Below are 20,856 nucleotides of genomic sequence, written 5' to 3' on the forward strand. Positions count from 1 at the left end.
GGCGGAAACCGATTCGTGGGGGTTGCGACTCGGTCCGTAGGATGGGCGGGCTCGTCAGAGCGTTCTGTCCCCGACCTCGAAGGATCTCCTGTGCTTCGCACCCACGAGGCCGGCACGTTGCGTGCCGACCACTCCGGCCAGACCGTCACGCTCACGGGCTGGGTCGCCCGTCGGCGCGATCACGGCGGAGTCGCGTTCCTCGATCTGAGGGACGCCAGTGGCGTCGCGCAGGTGGTCGTCCGTGACGAGGTGCTCGAGCAGGGTGGCGCCCACGACCTGCGCAACGAGTACTGCGTGCGTGTCGTCGGCGAGGTGCGGACCCGTCCCGAGGGCAACGCCAACGCCGACCTGCCCACCGGCGAGATCGAGGTCATCGCCGGCGAGATCGAGGTGCTCAACGCCTCCGCGCCGCTGCCGTTCCAGATCGACGAGCGCGTCACCGTCGGCGAGGAGGCCCGCCTCAAGCACCGCTACCTCGACCTGCGTCGCCCGGGTGCCTCGTCGGCCGGGGCCGCGGTCCGCCTCCGGTCCAAGGTCAACGCCGCGGCCCGCTCGGTGCTCGGTGCCCGCGACTTCGTCGAGATCGAGACCCCGACCCTGACCCGGTCCACGCCCGAGGGTGCCCGCGACTTCCTCGTGCCCGCTCGACTCGCGCCCGGTTCCTGGTACGCCCTGCCGCAGAGCCCGCAGCTGTTCAAGCAGCTGCTCATGGTCGCCGGTATGGAGCGCTACTACCAGATCGCCCGCTGCTACCGCGACGAGGACTTCCGCGCCGACCGCCAGCCGGAGTTCACCCAGCTCGACATCGAGATGTCGTTCGTCGAGCAGTCCGACGTGCTCGAGCTCGGTGAGGAGATCGTGCGCGAGGTCTGGAAGCTGATCGGCGTGGAGCTGCAGACGCCGTTCCTGCAGATGACCTATGCCGACGCGATGCGCCGGTTCGGCTCGGACAAGCCCGACCTGCGGTTCGGCAACGAGCTCGTCGAGTGCACCGAGTACTTCAAGGACACCCCCTTCCGGGTCTTCCAGGCGGAGTACGTCGGGGCCGTCGTCATGCCCGGGGGCGCCTCGCAGCCGCGCAAGCAGCTCGACGCCTGGCAGGACTGGGCCAAGAGCCGCGGCGCCAAGGGCCTGGCCTACGTGCTCGTCCAGGAGGACGGCACGCTCGGCGGTCCGGTGGCCAAGAACCTCACCGACGCCGAGCGCGACGGGCTGGCCGCCCACGTGGGCGCGAAGCCCGGTGACTGCGTCTTCTTCGGCGCGGGCACGACCAAGGCGTCCCGGGCGCTCCTCGGCGCGGCCCGCCTCGAGATCGGCAAGCGCTGCGAGCTCATCGACGAGGACGCCTGGTCGTTCCTGTGGGTGCTCGACGCCCCGCTGTTCGAGCCGACCTCCGAGGCCGTCGCCGCCGGTGACGTCGCCGTCGGTGGGGGCGCCTGGACCGCGGTGCACCACGCCTTCACCTCGCCCAAGGCCGAGTTCCTCGACACCTTCGACACCGACCCCGGCCCTGCCCTGGCGTACGCCTACGACATGGTCTGCAACGGCAACGAGATCGGTGGCGGGTCGATCCGTATCCACCGCCGCGACGTGCAGGAGCGGGTCTTCAAGGTCATGGGCCTGTCGGAGGAGGAGGCGCAGGAGAAGTTCGGCTTCCTCCTCGACGCCTTCGCCTTCGGCGCCCCGCCGCACGGCGGCATCGCCTTCGGTTGGGACCGCGTCGTCACCCTGCTCGCAGGAACCGACTCGATCCGCGACGTGATCGCCTTCCCGAAGTCCGGTGGCGGCTACGACCCGCTCACCGCCGCGCCGGCGCCGATCACCCCGGAGCAGCGCAAGGAGGCCGGCGTGGACGCCAAGCCGGCCGCCCCCGCTGCCCAGGGCGCCGAGGCGGCGACCTCCGCCACCAGCTGATCCGTGCCCGAGGTGCTGGCTACTTCGCGAGGAACGTCAGCAGTGCGCTGTTGAACTCGTCCTTGTGGGAGACGTTGATGCCGTGCGGGCCGTCCTTGACGACGTGCAGCTCGCTGCCGGCGACCGCGTCGTGGGTCCGCTGCCCGGAGACCTCGAACGGCACCGTGCCGTCGCTGTCGCCATGGATGACCAGCGTCGGCACGTCCACCTTGGCGAGGTCGTCGCGGAAGTCCTCGACCCAGGCGGCGATGCACTGGGCGGCGGCCTCGGGGTCGGCCTGGGCAGCCAGGCCCAGTGCCTCCTGGCGCTGGGCCTCGCTCACCTTGAGCTCGTCACCGGCGCTGAAGAACCCGGTGGTGAAGCCGTCGAAGAACGCCGGCGGGTCCTTGCGCAGGTCGTCCTGCATGCCGGCCACGGTGTCCTTGTCGAGGCCACCGTCGGGGTGGTCGTCGCTCTTGAGCAGGAACGGCGGGATGGCTGAGGCGAAGACGGCGCTGTGCACCCGGTCGGTGCCGTGCCTGCCGATGTAGCGGGCGACCTCGCCGCCACCCATCGAGAACCCCACGAGCGAGGCATCACGCAGGTCCAGCTCCTCGACGACCGCCTTGAGGTCGTCCGCGAAGGTGTCGTAGTCGTAGCCCTTCTCGGGCTTGTCGGACTCGCCGAAGCCGCGGCGGTCGTACGTCACCACGCGGTAGCCGGCCTCGGTGAGCGCGGGCACCTGGTCGGCCCAGGACCTGCCGCTGAGCGGCCAGCCGTGGATCAGCACGACGGGGCGGCCGGTGCCGCCGGTGTCCTCGTAGTGCAGCTCGACGTCCTTGGACAGCAGGCCGGAGGATCCCTTGACGGTGGGCATGTGGTTCACCTTTCAATCGAATGCTGGACCATTCGACCCTAAGCACATCCCGGGGTCTCTGCAGATCTGCGGACCTCCCGCACCCGTGGGGCTGCCGTCACAGGCTGCCGGCTGCCGGGCGCTCGGCGTCCGGCATCCCACCGGTGAGGCGCTCGCCGTCGACGAGCACCTCGCAGCGCTCGGACCAGAACGCGACGTGGTCCTGCAGTCGGACGGCGTCGTCGAGCGGGTCGGGGTAGAACCACGCGATGTCCGCGCCGACGTCGTCCCCGGTGCCGAGGTAGCTCGCCCGCCCCTTGTAGGCACAGACGGTGTGCGTCTGCGACGGCGTGAGGAGGTCCATCCGGACGTCGTCGACGGGCAGGTACCAGCGGGTCGGCAGAGCGGTCTCGTAGACGGCGAGGGCCCTGCGGGACTCTGCGAGCACCGTCCCAGCCAAGCTGACCACGACGTGCCGGTCGCTGCGCAGCACGTCGATCCGCTTCCACGGGTCGTGCGCGTGGCCCATGACCGGTTGGTCCTCCTCCACCCAGTCGAACAGGGCGAAGTCGAGGACGACACGACCACCCAGGTCCGGGTCGTCGGGGCGGAAGCCCACCTCGACGAGCCCACCGGCATCGTCGTCGGGTGCTCCCTCCCGCACGGCCACCGGGGTTCCCGGGCACGTGTGCAGCTCGAAGTGCAGCGGGCCGAGGACCGGGGGCAGCCCGTCGGGGAGCTCACGACGGGGGAGGTCCACCAGCTCGATCCCGTTGGCTGCGAAGGCGTCCGGCGGCACGGCATACTCCGGGACCACCCGGCGCGGCTCCCACACCAGCAGGGCATCGGTCGTGTCGACGAGGAGGTGACCGTGCCGGGTGGCGCGCAGCCGCTTCGTGGTGCGGGTGAGGCGCAGCTCGGACAGGCCGCGGAACCACTGGTCGTGCAGGTCGAGTGCCATGGGTCCACGATCCTCGCCCGGGACCGGGTGGGCAACGGTCCGTGCAGCCGCCCGCTCAGGCGGTCGCCAACCGTCGGCTCGACCAGAGGTGTGCCTCGCCGTACCCGAGGCCCGTGTAGAGGCGGCGGGCCACCTCGTTGTCGGAGTACATCCCGAGGGTGCAGACCCCGGCGTCACGGACGGCCTCGCGGGTGAGCTTGGCCGTCACGGCGAGGCCCAGACCGGTGCCACGCGCCGTCGGGTGGACCGTGATGCCGGACAGGTGCGGGTAGCCGGCCACGTTGGGTTCGCGGACGCCGCAGGCCAGCAGGCTGCCGTCGTCGGCGCGGACCCGGACCCAGTGCTGGTCGGCCCGCTCGAACGGCCTTGCTTCGGTGCGCTGGTTGGCCAGCGCCAGCAGGGTACGGATGGGGGCCTCGTCGGCGTCGCCGAGGACCTCCAGCCGGTCCTCGGCAGGGACCTGCGACGGTGGCTGCGTCGCGCACAACCACTCCCACTCGTTGCCCTCGGTGACCGGGAGGTGGCGGGCGACCGAGGTCAGCGACCCGCGCTCGACCGTCACCGAACCCAGCGGATCAGGCAGCAGCCGGGCCGCCACCAGCTCGCCCACGAGCGCGTCCACGTCCGTGGGCGGACCCATGACGAGGAGCCCGTGGCGGCGGGTGTGGGTCTGGCGGGGGAGGGCCATCGCGGCACCGAGGCAGTGAGCGGCGCCCACGAGGGGCGAGGGGATGTCCCACCGCAGGAACGCGCTCCCACCGCTGAACGCCAACAGCTCCTCGTGGCTCGAGATCTCCTGCAGCACAGCGTTGTTCGCGCAGGAGCCGGACGCGTGCGTCACTCCGTGATCCCGAACCGCGCGTGCCACCTCTTCAGCCGCGCCGGCGCCCACCAGTTCCAGTCGCCGAGCAGGGCCATCGTCGCCGGCACGAGCAGCATGCGGACGAGGGTGGCGTCGAGCAGCACGGCCACGGCCAGGCCGACACCCGTCTCCTTGATGATGAGCAGCTGCCCCGCCACGAACCCCGAGAACACGATGACGACGAGGATCGCCGCCGACGTGATGATCCGCCCGGACCGCTGCAGCCCGGCGATGACGGCGTGGTCGTTGTCCGCGCCGCGCTCGTGCAGCTCGACGATGCGCGACAGCAGGAACACCTCGTAGTCCATCGACAGCCCGAACCCGAAGGCCAGCACGAGCATCGGGATCGTCGACTCGATGCCCCCGACCGAGTCGAACCCCAGCAACCCCTGGAGGTGCTCCTGCTGGAAGACCCAGACGACGATCCCGAGGCTGGCGCCGAGCGAGACGACGTTCATGAGCAGGGCCTTGACGGGGATGACCACCGAGCCCGTCATGAGGAACAGCAGCACGAGCGTCGCGAGGGCCACGAGCGCAAAGGCGTATGGCGCGCGCTCGCGCAGGGAGTCGGTGAAGTCGCGCAGGCCGGACGCCTGCCCGATCACCTTGGTGGGGAAGTCCGGTCGGTCCGCGCGCAGGGCGGTGACGGCGTCGCGGGCGCCGTCGTCCAGGGGGCCGCCGGGGGTGTCGATGGCGATGACGCTGAGCCGGTCTGACACCGCCTCGACCCGGCCGGTGAGGCGGGTGCCGCCGACGACGGGCAGCGCCGCGGCATACGCCTGCGCCTGCTCGGGGGTCGCGGTGGCCACGACCTGGACGTCGGGGCCGGCCAGGCCCGGGTAGCGGGCCTCGAGGGTCGTGAAGAACTCGCGCTGGGGGGCGCTCACGGGCAGGAGCTCCTTGCCCGACGAGGTGAGCCGCAGGTCGAAGGCCGGCGCCGCGAGGGTGCCGAGGACGGCGAGGACGGCGACGATCACCAGGAGGGGGTGCCGGAAGACGCGGGTCGCGAGCCGCGAGAACACGCCCTCCTCCGGCGCCTGCTCGGTGCCGCGCTTGAGCAGCCGCCTGGCGCCCAGGACGCACAACGCCGGGACCAGGGTGAGGGCGACGAGCATCGCGACGAGGACCACCGACAACCCGGCCGAGCCGATCGCCTTGAGGATCGACGCCTCGAAGACGAGCAGGCCCCCGAGCGAGATGGCGACCGTGAGCCCGGAGAAGACCACGGTGCGGCCGGCCGAGTCGACGGTCCGGACGATGGCGGCGAGCACCTCCTCCTGGGTGATCTCCGACGCCGGGCGGCCCTGCACCCGGCTGCGCAGCTCCTCACGGAACCGGCTCACCGTGAGCAGTCCGTAGTCGATGCACAGGCCCAGGCCGAGGACGGTGACGACGTTGACCACCGTCGCGTCGAGGTCGATCACGTGCGAGAAGCCGAGGAGGGAGGCGAGCGCGCCGGCGATCGAGGCGATGGCGCCGATGATCGGCATGCCTGCCGCGACGAACCCGCCGAACACCAGGACCATGACGAGGAAGCTGATCGGCAGGGCGATGCCCTCACCGGCTCGCAGGTCCTTCTCGACCTGCGAGGTGATGGCGTGGATGAGGTCGGCCAGGCCGCCGGTCGTGCCGTGCGCGCCGGGGATGGCTGCCACGAGGGCGTCGAGCTGCTGGTCGACCTGCGCCTGGGCGCGGTCCCGCGCATCGCCCTCGAGCCCGGGGTCGAACGTCACCACGGCCGCGAACCCGTCACCCGACGTCGGCAGCAAGGTCTTCGCCTGGGGGCTGTCGAGCCCTGCCGGCCCCAGCTGGGGTGCGGCGACCGAGGCGACACCGTCGATGCCGCTGATCGCGCTCGCAGCAGCCTTCACCGCGGCGACGGTCGCCGGGGCGGCGGCGTCGGCGTCCGTGACCTGGAGCAGGTGGGTGCTCGTCGCGGAGCGACCCGCCGCGACGAGCTGGTCACGGCCCTGGAGGTTCTCCCCGGCGACGGACGGGTCGCCGGACTGGAGGCGCTCGAACAGCGACTGGTTGCCGAACGCCCCGGTGGCCCCGGCGAACGACGCGACCACGGCCAGGAGCCAGATGAGGACCACGGTGCGCGGGTGGCGCCCGACGAGGCCGCCGAGGTGGGACAGGGCTGAGGTCGACCGGTCGGGGTGGTCGGGCGCGTCGGTCACGCGGGATAGCCTGCCATCCGTGGTGACAGGCGATGGCGACGACCTCTTCGCGGCGGCCAGCGGGACCGCAGGTGGTCCCGGTGCGGCCGTCGACGGGGCCCGCCTGCCGTCGGGTGCGGCGCTGCCCCCGCTCGCCGTCCGGATGCGGCCGGCAAACCTCGACGAGGTGCGGGGCCAGTCCTCGGTGCTGCGCCCGGGGAGCCCGCTGCGCCGCCTGATCGAGGGCTCGGCCGGAGCTGCCGGGCCGCTGTCGGCGATCATCTGGGGCCCGCCGGGCACGGGCAAGACCACGCTGGCGCACCTCGTGGCGACGGCGGCCGGTCGCCGGTTCGTCGAGCTGTCGGCGGTGACGGCAGGCGTCAAGGACGTGCGCCAGGTCATGGACCAGGCTGCCCGCGACCGCGACATGTACGACCGGCAGACCGTGCTCTTCCTCGACGAGATCCACCGGTTCACCAAGGCCCAGCAGGACGCGCTGCTGCCGGGCGTCGAGACCCGGCAGATCATCCTCGTGGCGGCGACGACGGAGAACCCGTCCTTCTCCGTCATCGCGCCCCTGCTGTCCCGCTCGATGCTCATCACCCTGGGCTCCCTCTCGGACTCGGAGGTCGCCGAGGTGCTCGTCTCGGCCGTCGCGGACGAGCGTGGGCTGGCGGGGGAGTTCAGCCTGGCCGACGACGCCAGCGTCCACCTGGTGCGGATCGCCGGCGGAGACGCGCGGCGAGCCCTCACGTCCCTGGAGGCCGCGGCCGGCGTCGCCCTGGACGAGATCGCCCCGGGTGCCGAGGTGGACGGCCCGGTCGAGATCACCCTGGCGCACACCGAGCAGGCGGTCGCCTTCGCCAGTGTGCGCTACGACAAGACCGGCGACCAGCACTACGACGTCGCCTCGGCGCTGATCAAGTCGATGCGCGGCTCCGACGTCGATGCCGCCCTGCACTACCTCGCGCGGATGCTGGAGGCGGGGGAGGACCCGCGCTTCATCGCCCGGCGCATCGTCATCTCCGCCAGCGAGGACGTCGGCATGGGCGACCCCACGGCCCTGCAGACCGCCGTCGCCGCGATGCACGCCGTCGCCCAGATCGGCATGCCCGAGGCGCGCATCATCCTGGCCCAGGCGGTCGTCCACAACGCCCTCGCACCCAAGAGCAACGCGGCATACACCGGCATCAACGAAGCCATCGCGGACGTGCGCGCGGGACGCGGCGGGGCGGTGCCCCCGCACCTGCGTGGCAGCGGGTATGCCGGCGCGGCCCGCCTCGGGCACGGCGACGGCTACGTCTACGCCCACTCCGAGCCGGACGGCGTCGCCCAGCAGGCGTACCTGCCCGACGACCTCCAGGGCAAGACCGACTACTACCGGCCGACCGACCGTGGGTTCGAGGAGCGCCTCGGTCCGCGGTGGGCCTGGTTGAAGTCCAGGATCCGCGGCACCTGAGCCGGGGCTCGCGGTGTCGGATGGCGTCACCCACAACCGGGTAGGGTTGCCGACATGGATGTGAGTCTGGGCGACATCGCCGGAATGATCGCGGCCCTGGCGTTCGCGTTCCTGGTCTTCAGACTGGGCAGCGTGATCGGCAAGGCCGGCAAGATCCTCGACGAGACGCGGATCGGTCTGCGGACGACCACCGAGAACGTCCAGCCGACGCTGATCAAGCTCACCGACACGGTCAGCCTCACCAACGAGCAGCTGGCCCGGGTCGACGGCATCACGACCAACGTCTCGGCCATCACCACGAACGCCAGCGCCCTCACCGCCCTCTTCGCGGCGACGCTCGGCAGCCCGGTGGTCAAGGTCGCGGCCTTCACGTACGGCGTCCGGTCGGCCCTGAGCGGGGCCGGCACCAAGTCGACCGGTGGCCGCCGCCGCCGCAGGGGCTGATCGCCGTGGCACGACTCTTCTGGCTCGGGCTGGGCGCGGCCGCCGGTGTCTACGCGGTGCGCAAGGTCGGCAAGGCCGCCCAGGCGTACACGCCCGCCGGCGTGGCCGACGGCCTGTCCGACTTCGGTGACGGCCTGCGCGAGCTCGCCGCCGCCGTCCGCGAGGGCATGGCCGAGCGCGAAGGCGAGCTGCGGCTGGCCCTCGGCATCGACGCCGGGACCGCCGACGACCCCGAGGCCAGCGCCGCACGCCTCGACGCCGCCTCTGCACGGGCGCTCCTGGACGACCCCATGGGCCGCCGCGCCGACCGGGACTTCCGAGCTCGGTAGGGGCGTTCGCGCACCCGCGCGTCCCGTCCCCGCACACCGCTCACCCCTACCCGTACGATTCGTCATGCCCGCCCACCCCTCCAGGGCATGCGCAAAGGACTGAGTACATCCATGGAAACCGCCGAGATCAGGCGCCGCTTCCTCTCGTTCTACGAGAGCAAGGGCCACACGGTCGTCCCGTCGTCCCCGCTGGTCTACGACGACCCCAACCTGCTGTTCGTCAACGCAGGCATGGTGCCGTTCAAGCCCTATTTCCTCGGGCAGCAGACCCCGCAGTGGGACCGTGCCACGTCGGTGCAGAAGTGCGTCCGCACCGGTGACATCGAGGAGGTCGGCAAGACCTCCCGCCACGGCACGTTCTTCCAGATGAGCGGCAACTTCTCCTTCGGGGACTACTTCAAGGAAGGCGCCATCCGGTTCGCCTGGGAGCTCATCACCACCTCCCAGGACCAGGGTGGCTACGGCCTCGACGCCGACAAGATCTGGCCCACCGTCTACGAGGACGACGACGAGGCCTACGACCTGTGGCACCGCACCATCGGGGTGCCCAAGGAGCGGATCACCCGCCGCGGCAAGCTCGACAACTACTGGCACATGGGTGTTCCCGGTCCCGGTGGCCCGTGCAGCGAGCTCTACCTCGACCGTGGCCCGGACTACGGCCGCGAGGGTGGGCCCGCCGTCGACGAGGACCGCTACCTCGAGTTCTGGAACCTCGTCTTCATGCAGTACGAGCTGTCGGCCGTGCGCGCCAAGGACGACTTCGACATCGCCTCGGAGCTGCCGAAGAAGAACATCGACACCGGCATGGGCCTCGAGCGCATGGCCACCCTGCTCCAGGGCGTCGACAACCTCTACGAGATCGACGAGGTCTACCCGGTCCTCGACCGCGCGGCTGAGCTGACGGGCAAGAAGTACGGCGCGCACTCCGGTCACGCCGCCAGCGAGTCCCACCCCGACGACGTGCGCCTGCGCGTCGTCGCCGACCACGTCCGCTCGAGCCTCATGCTCATCGGCGACGGCGTCACCCCCGGCAACGAGGGTCGTGGTTACGTGCTGCGCCGCATGTTGCGTCGCGCGGTGCGTTCCATGCGCCTGCTCGGGTATGACGAGCCCAGCCTCCCGCTGCTGCTCCCCGTCTCCGTCGAGCGGATGAAGAACTCCTACCCCGAGCTCGAGGCCGGGTTCGACCGGATCTCGCAGATCGCGTACGCCGAAGAGGAGGCGTTCCGCCGCACGCTGGCCTCGGGCACGACGATCCTCGACACGGCCGTGTCCCGCACCAAGGACTCCGGCGGCACGACGCTGCCGGGCGACCAGGCGTTCCAGCTGCACGACACGTACGGCTTCCCGATCGACCTGACCCTGGAGATGGCGCAGGAGCAGGGCCTCGAGGTCGACCGGGCGGGCTTCACGCGGCTCATGCAGGAGCAGCGCGAGCGCGCCAAGGCGGACGCGAAGTCCAAGAAGGGCGGGCACGCCAACACCGAGGTGTGGCGGGACCTGCGCGCGCTCGGCGCGACCGACTGGCGGGCCTACTCGCAGCTGACCAGCGAGGCGAAGGTCGTCGGCCTCGTCGTCGACGGCGTGCGCGTCGAGGAGCTCGAGCCCGGCCAGCGTGGCCAGGTCGTGCTCGACCGCACCCCCTTCTACGCCGAGTCCGGTGGCCAGGTCGGTGACGAGGGCATCATCACCGCCGACGGCGCGCACCTGCGGGTCGTCGACGTCCAGCGGCCCGTCAAGGGCCTGGTCGCGCACACCGTCGAGGTGCTCACCGGGCCGGTCCGCACCGGCCAGGAGGTGTCGGCCGAGGTCGACCCGGAGTGGCGCATCTCGGCGTGCCAGGCGCACTCGGGCACGCACGTCGTCCACGCCGCCCTGCGCCAGGTGCTCGGCCCGACGGCCCTGCAGTCCGGCTCCTACAACAAGCCCGGCTACCTGCGCCTCGACTTCGCCTGGGGCCAGTCCCTGTCGAGCGAGACGCGCAGCGAGATCGAGGAGGTGGCGAACCTCGCGGTCCGCCAGGACCTCCCCGTGTCGGCGCAGTTCATGACCCTGCCGCAGGCGCGCGAGTTCGGGGCGCTGGCGCTGTTCGGCGAGACCTACGACGAGCAGGTCCGAGTCATCGAGATCGGTGGCCCGTGGTCGCGTGAGCTCTGCGGTGGCACGCACGTCGGCCACTCCTCGCAGATCGGTGCCCTCTCAGTGACCGGCGAGTCGTCCGTGGGCTCGGGTGTCCGTCGCCTCGAGGCGTTCGTCGGCATGGACGCCCTGCGCTACCTCGCCAAGGAACGCGCCCTCGTCGCGGAGCTCACGGAGATCGTCAAGGTCCAGCCGGGCGAGCTCAAGGAGCGCGTCGCGGCCCTCGTGGCGCGGGTGCGCGACGCCGAGCGCGAGCTCGAGAAGGTCCGTCGCGAGCAGGTGCAGGCCCAGACCGGCAAGCTCGTCGAGTACGCCCGTGACCTCGGTGGCATCCGGGTCCTCACCCACGACGCGGGTGACGGCGCCAGCGCCGACGACCTGCGCACCATGGCCCTGGACCTGCGTGGCCGCCTTGGCGAGGCGACCCCCGTGGTCGTCGCGCTCACCGGCGTGGCCAAGGGCCGGCCCGGTGTCGTCGTGGCGACCAACGCCGGAGCGCGTGCGCGCGGCGTCAAGGCGGGTGCGCTCGTGCGCGTCGCGGCCCAGACGCTCGGCGGCGGCGGAGGTGGCAAGGACGACCTCGCCCAGGGTGGTGGCACCGACCCCACCAGGACCGGTGACGCGCTCGGCCGCATCGACGCCGCGGTGCGCGAAGCCGCCGGCATCACCGGCTGACCGCGGACGACATCGTGACGCAGGCGGTCACCAGGACCGGGGTGCGGGTCGGCGTCGACGTCGGCAGCGTCCGGGTCGGGGTGGCCGCCAGCGACCCGTCGGGGTTGCTGGCGACCCCGGTCCGCACCGTGGGCCGTGACCAGCAGGAACCCCCGGCCGCCGAGCCGACGGACCTCGAGGAGATCGCCGGCATCGTCGACGAGACCTCAGCGATCGAGGTCGTGGTCGGCCTGCCGCGGACACTCGCGGGGGCCGAAGGTGCCGCCGCCGAGACCGCCCGCACGTATGCTGGGCGGCTGGCGGTCCGTATCGCCCCCGTGCCGGTGCGCCTGATCGACGAGCGACTGACCACGGTCGATGCGCACCGTTCCCTCCGTGACAGCGGGGTCGACGGCCGCAAGCAGCGCGCGGTCATCGACCAGGCGGCGGCGGTCCTGATCCTGCAGGCCGCCCTCGACGCGGAGCGAGCCTCCGGGCGACCGCCCGGTGAGCTGGTCAGGACTGGCGGGCGCAAGCCCCGGACGAAGGACAGGCACCGATGACCGAGCCCCATCTGGAGCACTCGATCTTCGGGGGACAGCCGGACGAGGGCCACGACCCGCACGGGGACGCGGCCGGACGACCGGTCAGCCGCGCCCAGACGCGTCAGCAGGCCCGCCCGCGTCGCCGCAGGCGCGGACGTCGCCGGGGCATCCTCGTCGTCGCCCTGGTGATCGTGGCCCTGGCCGGCTTCGCGGCATACACCGTGCTGCGTCCGGTGGTCGACGGCTTCCTGGAGAGCAACGACTACGCCGGCCCCGGCGCGGGCGAGGTGAAGGTCGTCGTCAACGACGGCGACACCGGCCGCGCCATCGGGACCACCCTGGAGAAGGCCGACGTCGTGAAGTCGGCGAAGGCCTTCCTCGACGCGGCGTCCGCGGACAGCCGGTCGGCCGGGATCCAGCCCGGCACCTACACGTTAAAGAAGCAGATGTCGGCCAAGGGCGCCCTCGCGCTGCTCGTCGACTCGGCCAACCGCAGCGTCCCCCGCGTGACGATCCGCGAGGGGCTCTGGAAGAACGAGATCTTCGCCGCGCTGTCCAAGGGCACCGGGGTTCCCGTGGCGGAGTACACCGCCGCGATCAAGGACCCGCAGGCGATCGGCCTCCCGGCCGTGGCGAAGGGGAACGTCGAGGGGTACCTCTTCCCGTCGACGTACGAGTTCCCCGCGAAGGCGACCGCGACCACGCAGCTCAAGACCATGGTGGCCAAGACCCTGAGCGAGCTCGACCAGGCCGGTGTCGCCGAGGCGGACCGGGAACGAACCCTCATCGTCGCGTCCATCGTCGAGGGCGAGGTGAGCGGCGACGCCGACCGCGGCAAGGTCGCCCGCGTCATCGAGAACCGCCTGCGCACCAAGGGCGCGCCCAACTACGGCCTGCTCCAGATGGACTCGACGGTCCACTACGCGGTGCAGAAGCGCGGCCGCGCCGGCACGAGCAACACCGACCGGCAGAGCCCGAGCCCCTTCAACACGTACAAGAAGCAGGGCCTCCCGCCGGCGCCGATCAACAGCCCCGGCGCCGCGTCGATCGAGGCAGCCGCCTCACCCACGGCAGGCTCGTGGCTCTTCTTCGTCACGGTCGACCCCGACACCGGTGAGACCAAGTTCGCGACGACGCAGGCCGAGCACGACCAGAACGTCAAGGAGTTCCAGGCGTGGTGCAGGGACCACTCGGACCGGTGCTGAACGCCGCCGTCCTCGGGCGACCCGTCGCCCACTCCCTGTCACCCCTGCTGCACACCGCCGGCTACCGTGCGCTGGGCCTGCGCGACTGGACGTATGGCGCGCACGACCTCGGCGCCGACGAGCTGGCTCCCTGGGTGGCCGACCGTGACGAGGGGTGGCGTGGCCTGAGCCTCACGATGCCGCTCAAGGAGGCTGCCCTCGCGGTGGCCGCCACGGTGTCGGAGACCGCGCGGCTCACGGGGGCCGTCAACACGCTCGTCCGGCGCGAGGACCTCGGGTGGGACGCCCACAACACCGATGTCCACGGGCTGGTGGCCGCGCTGGCGCACGTCGACCACGGCGGGGCGGCGACCCTGCTCGGGTCCGGCGCGACGGCAAGGTCGGCCGCCGTCGCCCTGTCGGAGCTGGGGGTCTCGCGCGTCCGGGTCGCGGCACGCAACGTCGTGACGGCGACCGAGGTGGTCGCGCTGCTGGACTCGCTCGACGTCCACGCCGTGCCGGTGCCACTCGGGGAGTGGGCCGCCGGCCCGGGCGGAGTGGTCGTGTCCACCCTGCCCCCGCCCGCGGCCGAGGCCGCTGCCGTGCACCTCCCGCCGGACGGTGACCTGGCGGGCACCACCCTCCTCGACGTCGTCTACGCCGACTGGCCCACCCCGTTGGCCCGCGCAGCGGAAGCGGCCGGCGCCGACGTCGTCAGCGGCCTGGAGATGCTCGTGCACCAGGCGGCTCGCCAGTTCGAGCTGTTCACCGGGCAGGCCGCCCCCGTCGAGGTCATGCTCGCTGCCGGCCGAGAGGCGTTGGGCCGGTGATCGCCCGTTCCGCCGGTGTGGGCGCCCCCGTCTGGGTCGTCGCCGTCCTCGCCCTGGCCGGTCTCCTCCTCGGCGGGCTCACCGGACGCAGGCTGTCCGAGGGTGGGTACCGCACCGAGTACGACAAGGCGGGTGCGCTGCCGCGGGTCTGGTGGTGGCCAGCACCCGTGCTCGCCCTGCTCTGGGGCTTCCTCGCGTGGCGGATCGGTGACTACGCGGGGTGGGCGGCGCTGCCGGCCTTCCTGCTGTTCGCCTGGCTCACCGTCGCCCTGGTGTGGATCGACGCCGACGTGCACCGCCTGCCCGACGGGCTCGTGCTCCCGGCCTACCCCGCACTCGGGATCCTGCTGCTGGTGGCCACGCTGGGCCTGGGGGACTGGCACGCCGCCGTGCGGGCGTTGCTGTGCCTCGCCGCGGTCTTCACGCTGTTCTTCCTCATGAACCTGGTCTCGCCGGCCTCGCTCGGCTTCGGGGACGTCAAGCTGTCCGGGTTGATCGGGCTGCTGCTCGGCTGGCTCGGGGTCCAGGAGGCCGTGAGCGGCATCGTGGCCGGGTTCGTCGTGGGTGGTGTCGTGGCCCTGCTCATGCTCGTCGGGCAGCGGGTCGGGCTGCGCTCGCACATCGCGTACGGCCCCTCGCTGCTCGTCGGCACGTTCCTCGCGCTGGCGTTCGAGTACCAGCTGGTGGCCTAGCGGAAGGGGCCCACGGGCTGCGTGGGAGGATCGAGCCATGCTTCGCTGGTTGACCGCAGGTGAGTCCCACGGCCCGGCCCTCCTCGCGACGATCGAGGGCCTGCCCGCTGGTGTGGAGGTGACCTCCAAGGACGTCGCCGCCGCCCTCGCCCGTCGTCGCCTCGGCTTCGGTCGTGGGGCCCGGATGAAGTTCGAGCAGGACGAGGTCGAGTTCCTCGGTGGGTTGCGCCACGGCGTGACGATGGGCTCGCCCCTGGCGATCCGCATCGGCAACACCGAGTGGCCCAAGTGGGAGACCGTCATGTCCCCCGATCCCGTTTCCGACGAGGCGTATGCCGCGTCCGACGACGTGAACGCGGAGAAGGAGGTCGCCCGCAACCGGCCCCTGACCCGGCCGCGTCCGGGGCACGCCGACCTCGTGGGGATGCAGAAGTACGGCTTCGACGACGCCCGCCCGGTGCTCGAGCGGGCCTCGGCCCGCGAGACCGCCGCCCGCGTCGCCCTGGGCGAGGTCGCGGCCCGGTTCCTCGAGCAGGCGTACGGGATCCGGCTGGTCTCCCACACGGTGGCGATCGGCACGGCCGGTGTCTCCGACGACGCCGAGCTGCCCACCCCGGACCAGGTCGAGCAGATCGACGCAGACCCCGTGCGGACGCTCGACGCCGACGGCTCCGCGGCGATGGTGGCCGAGGTCGAGGCGGCGAAGAAGGACGGCGACACCCTCGGCGGCGTGGTCGAGGTGCTGGCCTACGGGCTGCCCCCGGGCCTGGGCTCGCACGTGCACTGGGACCGCCGGCTGGACTCCCAGCTGGCAGGCGCCCTCATGGGGATCCAGGCCATCAAGGGGGTCGAGGTCGGCGACGGCTTCCGCACCGCCGCCCGCCGCGGCTCGGCCGCCCACGACGAAATGGAGCGCGACGCGGGCGGAACGATCCGCCGCAGGACGGGGCGCGCCGGCGGCACCGAGGGCGGCATGTCCACCGGGCAGGTGCTCCGCGTCCGGGCCGCGATGAAGCCCATCTCCACGGTCCCGCGCGCGCTCGACACGATCGACACCACCGGCGCCGAGGCGGCCAAGGCGATCCACCAGCGCTCCGACGTGTGCGCCGTGCCCGCTGCGGGCGTCGTGGCCGAGGCGATGGTCGCGCTCGTCCTCGCGCAGGCCTGTGTCGAGAAGTTCGGCGGCGACTCGGTGACCGAGACGGCCCGCAACCACGCGGCATACCTCGCGGCGATCCCTGAGGCGATGCGGACGTGGTGACCTCCTCCCACGACGAGGGCGCCACGGTGCGCCCCGTCGCCGTCGTCATCGGTCCGCCCGGCGCGGGCAAGAGCACGATCGGTCGTCGCCTCGCTGCGGCGCTCGGAGTGCGTTGGCACGACACGGATTCGGCGATCGAGGAGGCCCAGGGCGCTTCCATCTCCGACCTGTTCGTCGACCACGGCGAGGACCACTTCCGCGCCCTCGAACGCGCCGAGGTCGCACGCGCCCTGCGTGAGGGTGACGTGGTCGTCTCCCTCGGCGGCGGCGCGCCCATGGACGCGCAGACGCAGGAGCTGCTCGCGGGGCACACCGTGGTGTTCCTCGACGTGGGCATCGCCGACGCGTCACGCCGGATCGGGTTCGAGGGGAACCGTCCGTTGTTGATGGTCAACCCGCGGGCCACCTGGACCAAGATGATGAACGAGCGCCGCGCCACCTACGAGCGACTGTCGACCGTCCGCGTCGACACCGCCGGCCGCAAGCCCGCCGAGATCGTGGCGGAGGTCGTCGCCGCGCTGGGCCACACCCCTGCCGACGCCGCGCCCGCCCGCGTCACGCCCCCCACCGACCCGGAGGAGCAGTCATGAGTGACGCCACGCGGATCAGCGTCGGCGGGCAGTACGACGTCGTCATCGGCACCGGTCTCCTCGACGAGCTGCCGGGCCTGGTGGGGGAGGGCGTCCAGCGCGTCCTCGTCATCCACCCCCGTGCCCTGGCGACCACGGGCGAGGCAGTGCGGGAAGACCTGGCCGCCAAGGGTTTCGAGGCGTATGCCGCGGAGGTTCCCGATGCGGAGGAGGCCAAGACCGCGCAGGTCGCCGCGTTCCTGTGGGGTGTCCTCGGGCAGGCGGGTTTCACCCGCTCCGACGCCGTCGTCAGCGTGGGCGGGGGGGCGACGACCGACCTCGCCGGGTTCGTCGCAGCGACGTGGCTGCGGGGCATCCGCGTCGTGCACGTGCCGACGACGCTGCTCGGCATGGTCGACGCCGCGGTGGGTGGCAAGACCGGCATCAACACCAGCGAGGGCAAGAACCTCGTCGGCGCGTTCCACGAACCAGCCGGGGTGCTCTGCGACCTCGCGACGCTCGAGACCCTGCCGCAGCACGACTTCACGGCCGGACTGGCCGAGGTGGTCAAGTGCGGTTTCGTCGCCGATCCCGTGATCCTCGACCTCGTGGAGGCCGACCCGGTGGGGGTGCGTTCACCGTCAGGCGAGCACGTCCGCGAGCTGATCGAGCGAGCCGTCCGTGTTAAGGCCGACATCGTCGCGCAGGACCTGAAGGAGTCGTCGCTGCGCGAGGTCCTCAACTACGGCCACACGTTCGGCCACGCCGTCGAGCAGGTCGAGCGCTACGCGTTCCGGCACGGCGCCGCGGTCTCGATCGGCATGGTCTACGTCGCCGAGCTGGCCCGGCTCGCCGGGAAGCTGGACGACGACCTCGTCGACCGGCACCGGGCCGTCCTGACCTCGCTCGGCCTCCCCGTCACCTACCGCGGTGACCGCTGGCCGCAGCTGCTCGACGCGATGAAGCGCGACAAGAAGTCCCGGGGCTCGCTGCTGCGGTTCGTCGTGCTCACCGGGCTCGCGAAGCCGGCCCGCCTCGAGGGTCCGGACCCCGCGATCCTGCAGGCCGCCTACGCCGAGGTCAGCTCCGAGGTCGCCCGTGGCGGGGCGATCTCGCTCTGACGTCGCCGGCCGTCAGCAGCGCCCGGTGCCCCAGGCCTTGCAGGCTATCCGCACGGCCTCGGCGGTGCGCAGCTCCACGAAGCTGCCGGTGTTCGACAGGATCGGCTTGGTGCTGCCCCAGTAGTTCGTGAGCCGTGAGTTCGTGCCCTTGCCGACCCGCAGGGTGTAGACCTCGCCGGGCCTGATGACGGTCCCGCGCGGGATCTCCCACGTGTACCCGTTGTTCGAGAGCGTCTGGTACGACACGTCGACCGAGTACGTGCCTGCCGAGCGGAGGCTGATGTACTCGCCGTTGAGGTTGTCCGCGTCGACCCCGGGAGCGTCGGGAGCGGCGTTGATCCGGACCTTGCCAGCGAGGGGGCTCGTGCACGCGGACATGCAGGGGTACATCGACCAGGCGCGCAGGTCGCCGTCGCGGTCGAAGAGGTAGGCGCCGCTGCCGTGCCGGTTCGCGGCGATGCTCGCGTTCGGGAACTTCGGCGCGGTGCCGCCCCAGTAGAACGACGTCGTCGTGGCGGTGCCCTTGCCGACGTGCAGGGTCAGCAGCCCACCGGCCGGGACGACCGCGGTGGACGGGAAGGTGAACCAGTCCTGGCCGCCCGTGCGCATCTGCCAGCCGGCGACGGACAGGGTCGTGGTGCCGCTGTTGAGGACCCGCACCCACTCACCGTTGACGTTGCCGCCGTCGTCGCCGTTGGCGTCCCAGTTGACCCAGACCTTGAGCGGGGTGCTCTGGGCCGGGCCGGAGCGGCAGTAGTCGGTGTCCCACAGGTTCTTGCCGGCGCGGGCCGCCTGCTCCGCCGCGGTGAAGTACGCCTTCCAGCGGGTGTCGTCGTTGGCCAGGATGATCGGCAGGGCGTGCCCGGCCCTGAGCTGGGCCAGCTGGGTGTCGAGCCAGCCGGTGCTCGTCGAGACGTCGATGTGGCGCACCGGCCGACCGAGGCTGGAGGCGGTGGTCGAGTTGGTGGTCAGGCGCACCCGGCGACCGGCGACCATGCGATCCATCGCCGCGGTCGCCTCGTCGGCGTGGCAGCTGCCGATCTCCATCGTCTGGATGCCGGTGTTGCGGATGTGCGGGGGAGTCAGGGAGCTGGGGTCGCCGTCGACGCGGATCGCCACGGTGTCCCCGTCGATCGTGTGGTCGTAGGTCCCGTAGGTGACCTTGGCCGACCAGACCTTCGAGGTGGTGGCTGCGGACGCCACCGAGCCGGTGGCGAGGAGGGCGGCTGCGCAGGTCAGGCCGAGCGCCGCGGCGACGGGCCCCCTGACGGCGCCACGCGCCATACGGCGGGGTCGGCCGGCGGGGCGGACGGAGAGGCGGGGGACGATGCGGTCTGGCACGAGGAGCTCCGGGGACTGGCGGGGTCGACGGTGGGGGGATGCGTCGACGGCAGCCATGGTGACATCGCGACGGCTCCCGTGGTGCACTCGCGGTCAAACGTGGCCAAACGGGGGAGGTCGCCCCACAGCAACCCCACAGCGACGGCACAGGGCACCACGGGGTGCGCGGGGCACCATCGTCGACATGAGCAACCACGAGGACCACGGAACCGACCACTTCGGGAACCTGCACGACGACCGCCACGACCGGGGCCTCGAGTTCGACGTCGCCACCCTCCTCGGGCGGCGCGGCATGCTCGGGATCCTTGGTGCGCTGGGAGCAGGTGCGGCACTCGCGGCCTGCGGCACCGGGTCGGACACGGCCGCGACGTCGACGACGAGCAGCCCGGCGTCCTCGTCGTCGTCCGCCAGCAGCACGACGTCGACCTCGTCGGGGGCCGGCACGCCCGCGGCCGAGGTGCCGGACGAGACCGGCGGCCCGTACCCGGGGGACGGGTCGAACGGACCCAACGTGCTGGACGACTCCGGCATCGTCCGGTCGGACATCACCACCAGCTACGGCACGTCCACGACGAAGGCCGAGGGCATCCCACTGACGATCAACCTCACCGTCACCGACGCGGGCAACGGCTACTCCGCCATGGAGGGCGCTGCCGTCTACCTGTGGCACTGCAACCGTGACGGCCAGTACTCGCTCTACTCCCCAGGAGTGGAGGACGAGAACTACCTGCGCGGCGTCCAGGCGACCAGCGCCTCGGGGACGGCGTCCTGGACGAGCATCTACCCGGCGGCGTACGACGGCCGCTGGCCGCACATCCACTTCGAGGTCTACTCGTCAGTGGCCGATGCCACGAGCAGCGGCCAGATCGTCAAGACGTCGCAGATCGCCCTCCCCGAGGCCGCCTGCAAGGAGGTCTACGCGACCACCGGCTACGAGGCCAGCGTCGCCAACCTCGCCCGGACCTCCCTGACCCAGGACATGGTGTTCGGGAACGACGGCGGGATCCACCAGCTGGCGACGGTGACGGGGAACGTCACCGACGGGTACGTCGCGAACCTCACCATCGGGGTCTGACGAAGCGACGTTCCAGTCGTCCGGACGCCCCGTCGCGGACGACCTCGTCGGTGGGCAGCCACCCCGCGCGCTCGTACACGGCGATCGCCCGGGCGTTGTCGTCGATCACCCACAGCTCCAACGGCCGGTCGTCCTGGCGCGCGAGGTCGTCGACGGCTGCGAGGAGGGCGGTGCCGATCCCGCCGCCCCAGGCCTCGGGGTCGACCGCGAGATAGAACACCTCGGTGGCCCGTGCGTTCGGTGCGAACAGTGCGAAGCCGACCACCGCCTCATCCCGGTGGGCGAGCAGGATCCTCGCACCCAGCAGGGCCAGGCGCCGCCGCACCCCCGCGATCGCGCCCTCACAGTCCGCCGCCGACGGGGCCGCTGCACCGTCGCGGTGGTTGCGGGCACGGGCCCAGATCGCGGCCCCCTGCGTCACGACCTCGTCGGAGAGGTCGGAGGCATCGGTCACGGCGACGGTCAGCATCGCCTGCACGTCG

The 20,856-nt window shown here is 72.0% G+C and carries 19 protein-coding genes; 13 read left to right on the plus strand and 6 right to left on the minus strand.

Annotation, left to right across the window (positions count from 1 at the left end; all coding sequences use genetic code 11):
• Positions 1-90 precede the first annotated feature (90 nt).
• The gene (gene aspS / locus ASD62_RS00085; protein WP_056914222.1) at positions 91-1,914 is read left to right on the plus strand and encodes an aspartate--tRNA ligase; all 1,824 of its coding nucleotides are present in this window, start codon (positions 91-93) and stop codon (positions 1,912-1,914) included.
• A 19-nt stretch (positions 1,915-1,933) separates the two neighbouring features.
• Here aspS and ASD62_RS00090 read toward each other — a convergent pair whose 3' ends face one another.
• The 4 genes from ASD62_RS00090 to ASD62_RS00105 form a co-directional block, all read right to left on the minus strand.
• A complete protein-coding gene (locus ASD62_RS00090; RefSeq protein WP_056914223.1) occupies positions 1,934-2,770 on the minus strand; it encodes an alpha/beta fold hydrolase in 837 nt (278 codons plus the stop codon).
• Between the two features lie 97 nt (positions 2,771-2,867).
• Positions 2,868-3,710, minus strand: coding sequence for a DUF427 domain-containing protein (locus ASD62_RS00095; RefSeq protein WP_056914224.1), 843 nt, complete (start codon positions 3,708-3,710; stop codon positions 2,868-2,870).
• 55 nt (positions 3,711-3,765) lie between these two features.
• Positions 3,766-4,551, minus strand: coding sequence for a GNAT family N-acetyltransferase (locus ASD62_RS00100; protein ID WP_056914225.1), 786 nt, complete (start codon positions 4,549-4,551; stop codon positions 3,766-3,768).
• Positions 4,548-6,752 (minus strand): MMPL family transporter, encoded by a 2,205-nt coding sequence (locus ASD62_RS00105; RefSeq protein WP_056914226.1) that lies wholly within the window; start codon positions 6,750-6,752, stop codon positions 4,548-4,550. Before ASD62_RS00105 ends, ASD62_RS00100 begins: the two co-directional genes overlap by 4 nt.
• Before the next feature lie 142 nt (positions 6,753-6,894).
• Between ASD62_RS00105 and ASD62_RS00110 the strand changes: the two genes are divergently transcribed.
• From ASD62_RS00110 to aroB, 11 genes are all read left to right on the plus strand, one after another.
• Positions 6,895-8,190, plus strand: a complete 1,296-nt coding sequence (locus ASD62_RS00110; protein ID WP_082580916.1) for a replication-associated recombination protein A — start codon at positions 6,895-6,897, stop codon at positions 8,188-8,190.
• 60 nt (positions 8,191-8,250) lie between these two features.
• On the plus strand, positions 8,251-8,634 hold the full coding sequence (locus ASD62_RS00115) for a DUF948 domain-containing protein (RefSeq protein ID WP_056917035.1): 384 nt from the start codon (positions 8,251-8,253) through the stop codon (positions 8,632-8,634).
• Between the two features lie 5 nt (positions 8,635-8,639).
• Positions 8,640-8,963: a DUF6167 family protein gene (locus ASD62_RS00120; protein WP_056914227.1), complete on the plus strand. Its 324-nt coding sequence runs from the start codon at positions 8,640-8,642 to the stop codon at positions 8,961-8,963.
• 111 nt (positions 8,964-9,074) lie between these two features.
• Positions 9,075-11,777, plus strand: a complete 2,703-nt coding sequence (alaS, locus tag ASD62_RS00125) for an alanine--tRNA ligase (protein ID WP_056914228.1) — start codon at positions 9,075-9,077, stop codon at positions 11,775-11,777.
• 14 nt (positions 11,778-11,791) lie between these two features.
• Positions 11,792-12,319, plus strand: a complete 528-nt coding sequence (gene ruvX, locus ASD62_RS00130) for a Holliday junction resolvase RuvX (RefSeq protein ID WP_082580480.1) — start codon at positions 11,792-11,794, stop codon at positions 12,317-12,319.
• Positions 12,316-13,506 (plus strand): endolytic transglycosylase MltG, encoded by a 1,191-nt coding sequence (mltG, locus tag ASD62_RS00135; RefSeq protein WP_056914229.1) that lies wholly within the window; start codon positions 12,316-12,318, stop codon positions 13,504-13,506. Before ruvX ends, mltG begins: the two co-directional genes overlap by 4 nt.
• Positions 13,476-14,315: a shikimate dehydrogenase gene (locus ASD62_RS00140; protein WP_235529139.1), complete on the plus strand. Its 840-nt coding sequence runs from the start codon at positions 13,476-13,478 to the stop codon at positions 14,313-14,315. Before mltG ends, ASD62_RS00140 begins: the two co-directional genes overlap by 31 nt.
• Positions 14,312-15,007, plus strand: a complete 696-nt coding sequence (locus ASD62_RS00145; protein WP_056914230.1) for a prepilin peptidase — start codon at positions 14,312-14,314, stop codon at positions 15,005-15,007. The genes ASD62_RS00140 and ASD62_RS00145 overlap by 4 nt, the downstream gene beginning before the upstream one ends.
• A gap of 37 nt (positions 15,008-15,044) precedes the next feature.
• A complete protein-coding gene (aroC, locus tag ASD62_RS00150; RefSeq protein ID WP_056914231.1) occupies positions 15,045-16,268 on the plus strand; it encodes a chorismate synthase in 1,224 nt (407 codons plus the stop codon).
• A complete protein-coding gene (locus ASD62_RS00155) occupies positions 16,265-16,858 on the plus strand; it encodes a shikimate kinase (protein ID WP_235530588.1) in 594 nt (197 codons plus the stop codon). Before aroC ends, ASD62_RS00155 begins: the two co-directional genes overlap by 4 nt.
• Positions 16,855-17,958: a 3-dehydroquinate synthase gene (aroB, locus tag ASD62_RS00160; protein ID WP_056914232.1), complete on the plus strand. Its 1,104-nt coding sequence runs from the start codon at positions 16,855-16,857 to the stop codon at positions 17,956-17,958. Before ASD62_RS00155 ends, aroB begins: the two co-directional genes overlap by 4 nt.
• Positions 17,959-17,970: 12 nt before the next feature.
• Here aroB and ASD62_RS00165 read toward each other — a convergent pair whose 3' ends face one another.
• Complete coding sequence (locus ASD62_RS00165; RefSeq protein WP_056914233.1) at positions 17,971-19,356, minus strand: lamin tail domain-containing protein; 1,386 nt, start codon at positions 19,354-19,356, stop codon at positions 17,971-17,973.
• 127 nt (positions 19,357-19,483) lie between these two features.
• Between ASD62_RS00165 and ASD62_RS00170 the strand changes: the two genes are divergently transcribed.
• Positions 19,484-20,374: a 3,4-dioxygenase subunit beta gene (locus tag ASD62_RS00170; RefSeq protein WP_056914234.1), complete on the plus strand. Its 891-nt coding sequence runs from the start codon at positions 19,484-19,486 to the stop codon at positions 20,372-20,374.
• Here ASD62_RS00170 and ASD62_RS00175 read toward each other — a convergent pair.
• On the minus strand, positions 20,358-20,843 hold the full coding sequence (locus ASD62_RS00175; RefSeq protein WP_157581156.1) for an N-acetyltransferase: 486 nt from the start codon (positions 20,841-20,843) through the stop codon (positions 20,358-20,360). The genes ASD62_RS00170 and ASD62_RS00175 overlap by 17 nt on opposite strands.
• Between the last annotated feature and the right edge of the window lie 13 nt (positions 20,844-20,856).

The organism is Phycicoccus sp. Root563 (genome assembly GCF_001427915.1).
Classification (GTDB): Bacteria; Actinomycetota; Actinomycetes; order Actinomycetales; family Dermatophilaceae; genus Pedococcus.

Bases quoted from the DNA above. Each gene is read 5' to 3' on its own strand.
- ASD62_RS00090 (WP_056914223.1), bottom strand. From the start codon at position 2,770: ATGCCCACCGTCAAGGGATCCTCCGGCCTGCTGTCCAAGGACGTCGAG.
- ASD62_RS00095 (WP_056914224.1), bottom strand. From the start codon at position 3,710: ATGGCACTCGACCTGCACGACCAGTGGTTCCGCGGCCTGTCCGAGCTG.
- ASD62_RS00110 (WP_082580916.1), top strand. From the start codon at position 6,895: ATGCGGCCGGCAAACCTCGACGAGGTGCGGGGCCAGTCCTCGGTGCTG.
- alaS (WP_056914228.1), top strand. From the start codon at position 9,075: ATGGAAACCGCCGAGATCAGGCGCCGCTTCCTCTCGTTCTACGAGAGC.
- mltG (WP_056914229.1), top strand. From the start codon at position 12,316: ATGACCGAGCCCCATCTGGAGCACTCGATCTTCGGGGGACAGCCGGAC.
- aroC (WP_056914231.1), top strand. From the start codon at position 15,045: ATGCTTCGCTGGTTGACCGCAGGTGAGTCCCACGGCCCGGCCCTCCTC.
- aroB (WP_056914232.1), top strand. From the start codon at position 16,855: ATGAGTGACGCCACGCGGATCAGCGTCGGCGGGCAGTACGACGTCGTC.
- ASD62_RS00165 (WP_056914233.1), bottom strand. From the start codon at position 19,356: ATGGCTGCCGTCGACGCATCCCCCCACCGTCGACCCCGCCAGTCCCCG.
- ASD62_RS00170 (WP_056914234.1), top strand. From the start codon at position 19,484: ATGAGCAACCACGAGGACCACGGAACCGACCACTTCGGGAACCTGCAC.
- ASD62_RS00175 (WP_157581156.1), bottom strand. From the start codon at position 20,843: ATGCTGACCGTCGCCGTGACCGATGCCTCCGACCTCTCCGACGAGGTC.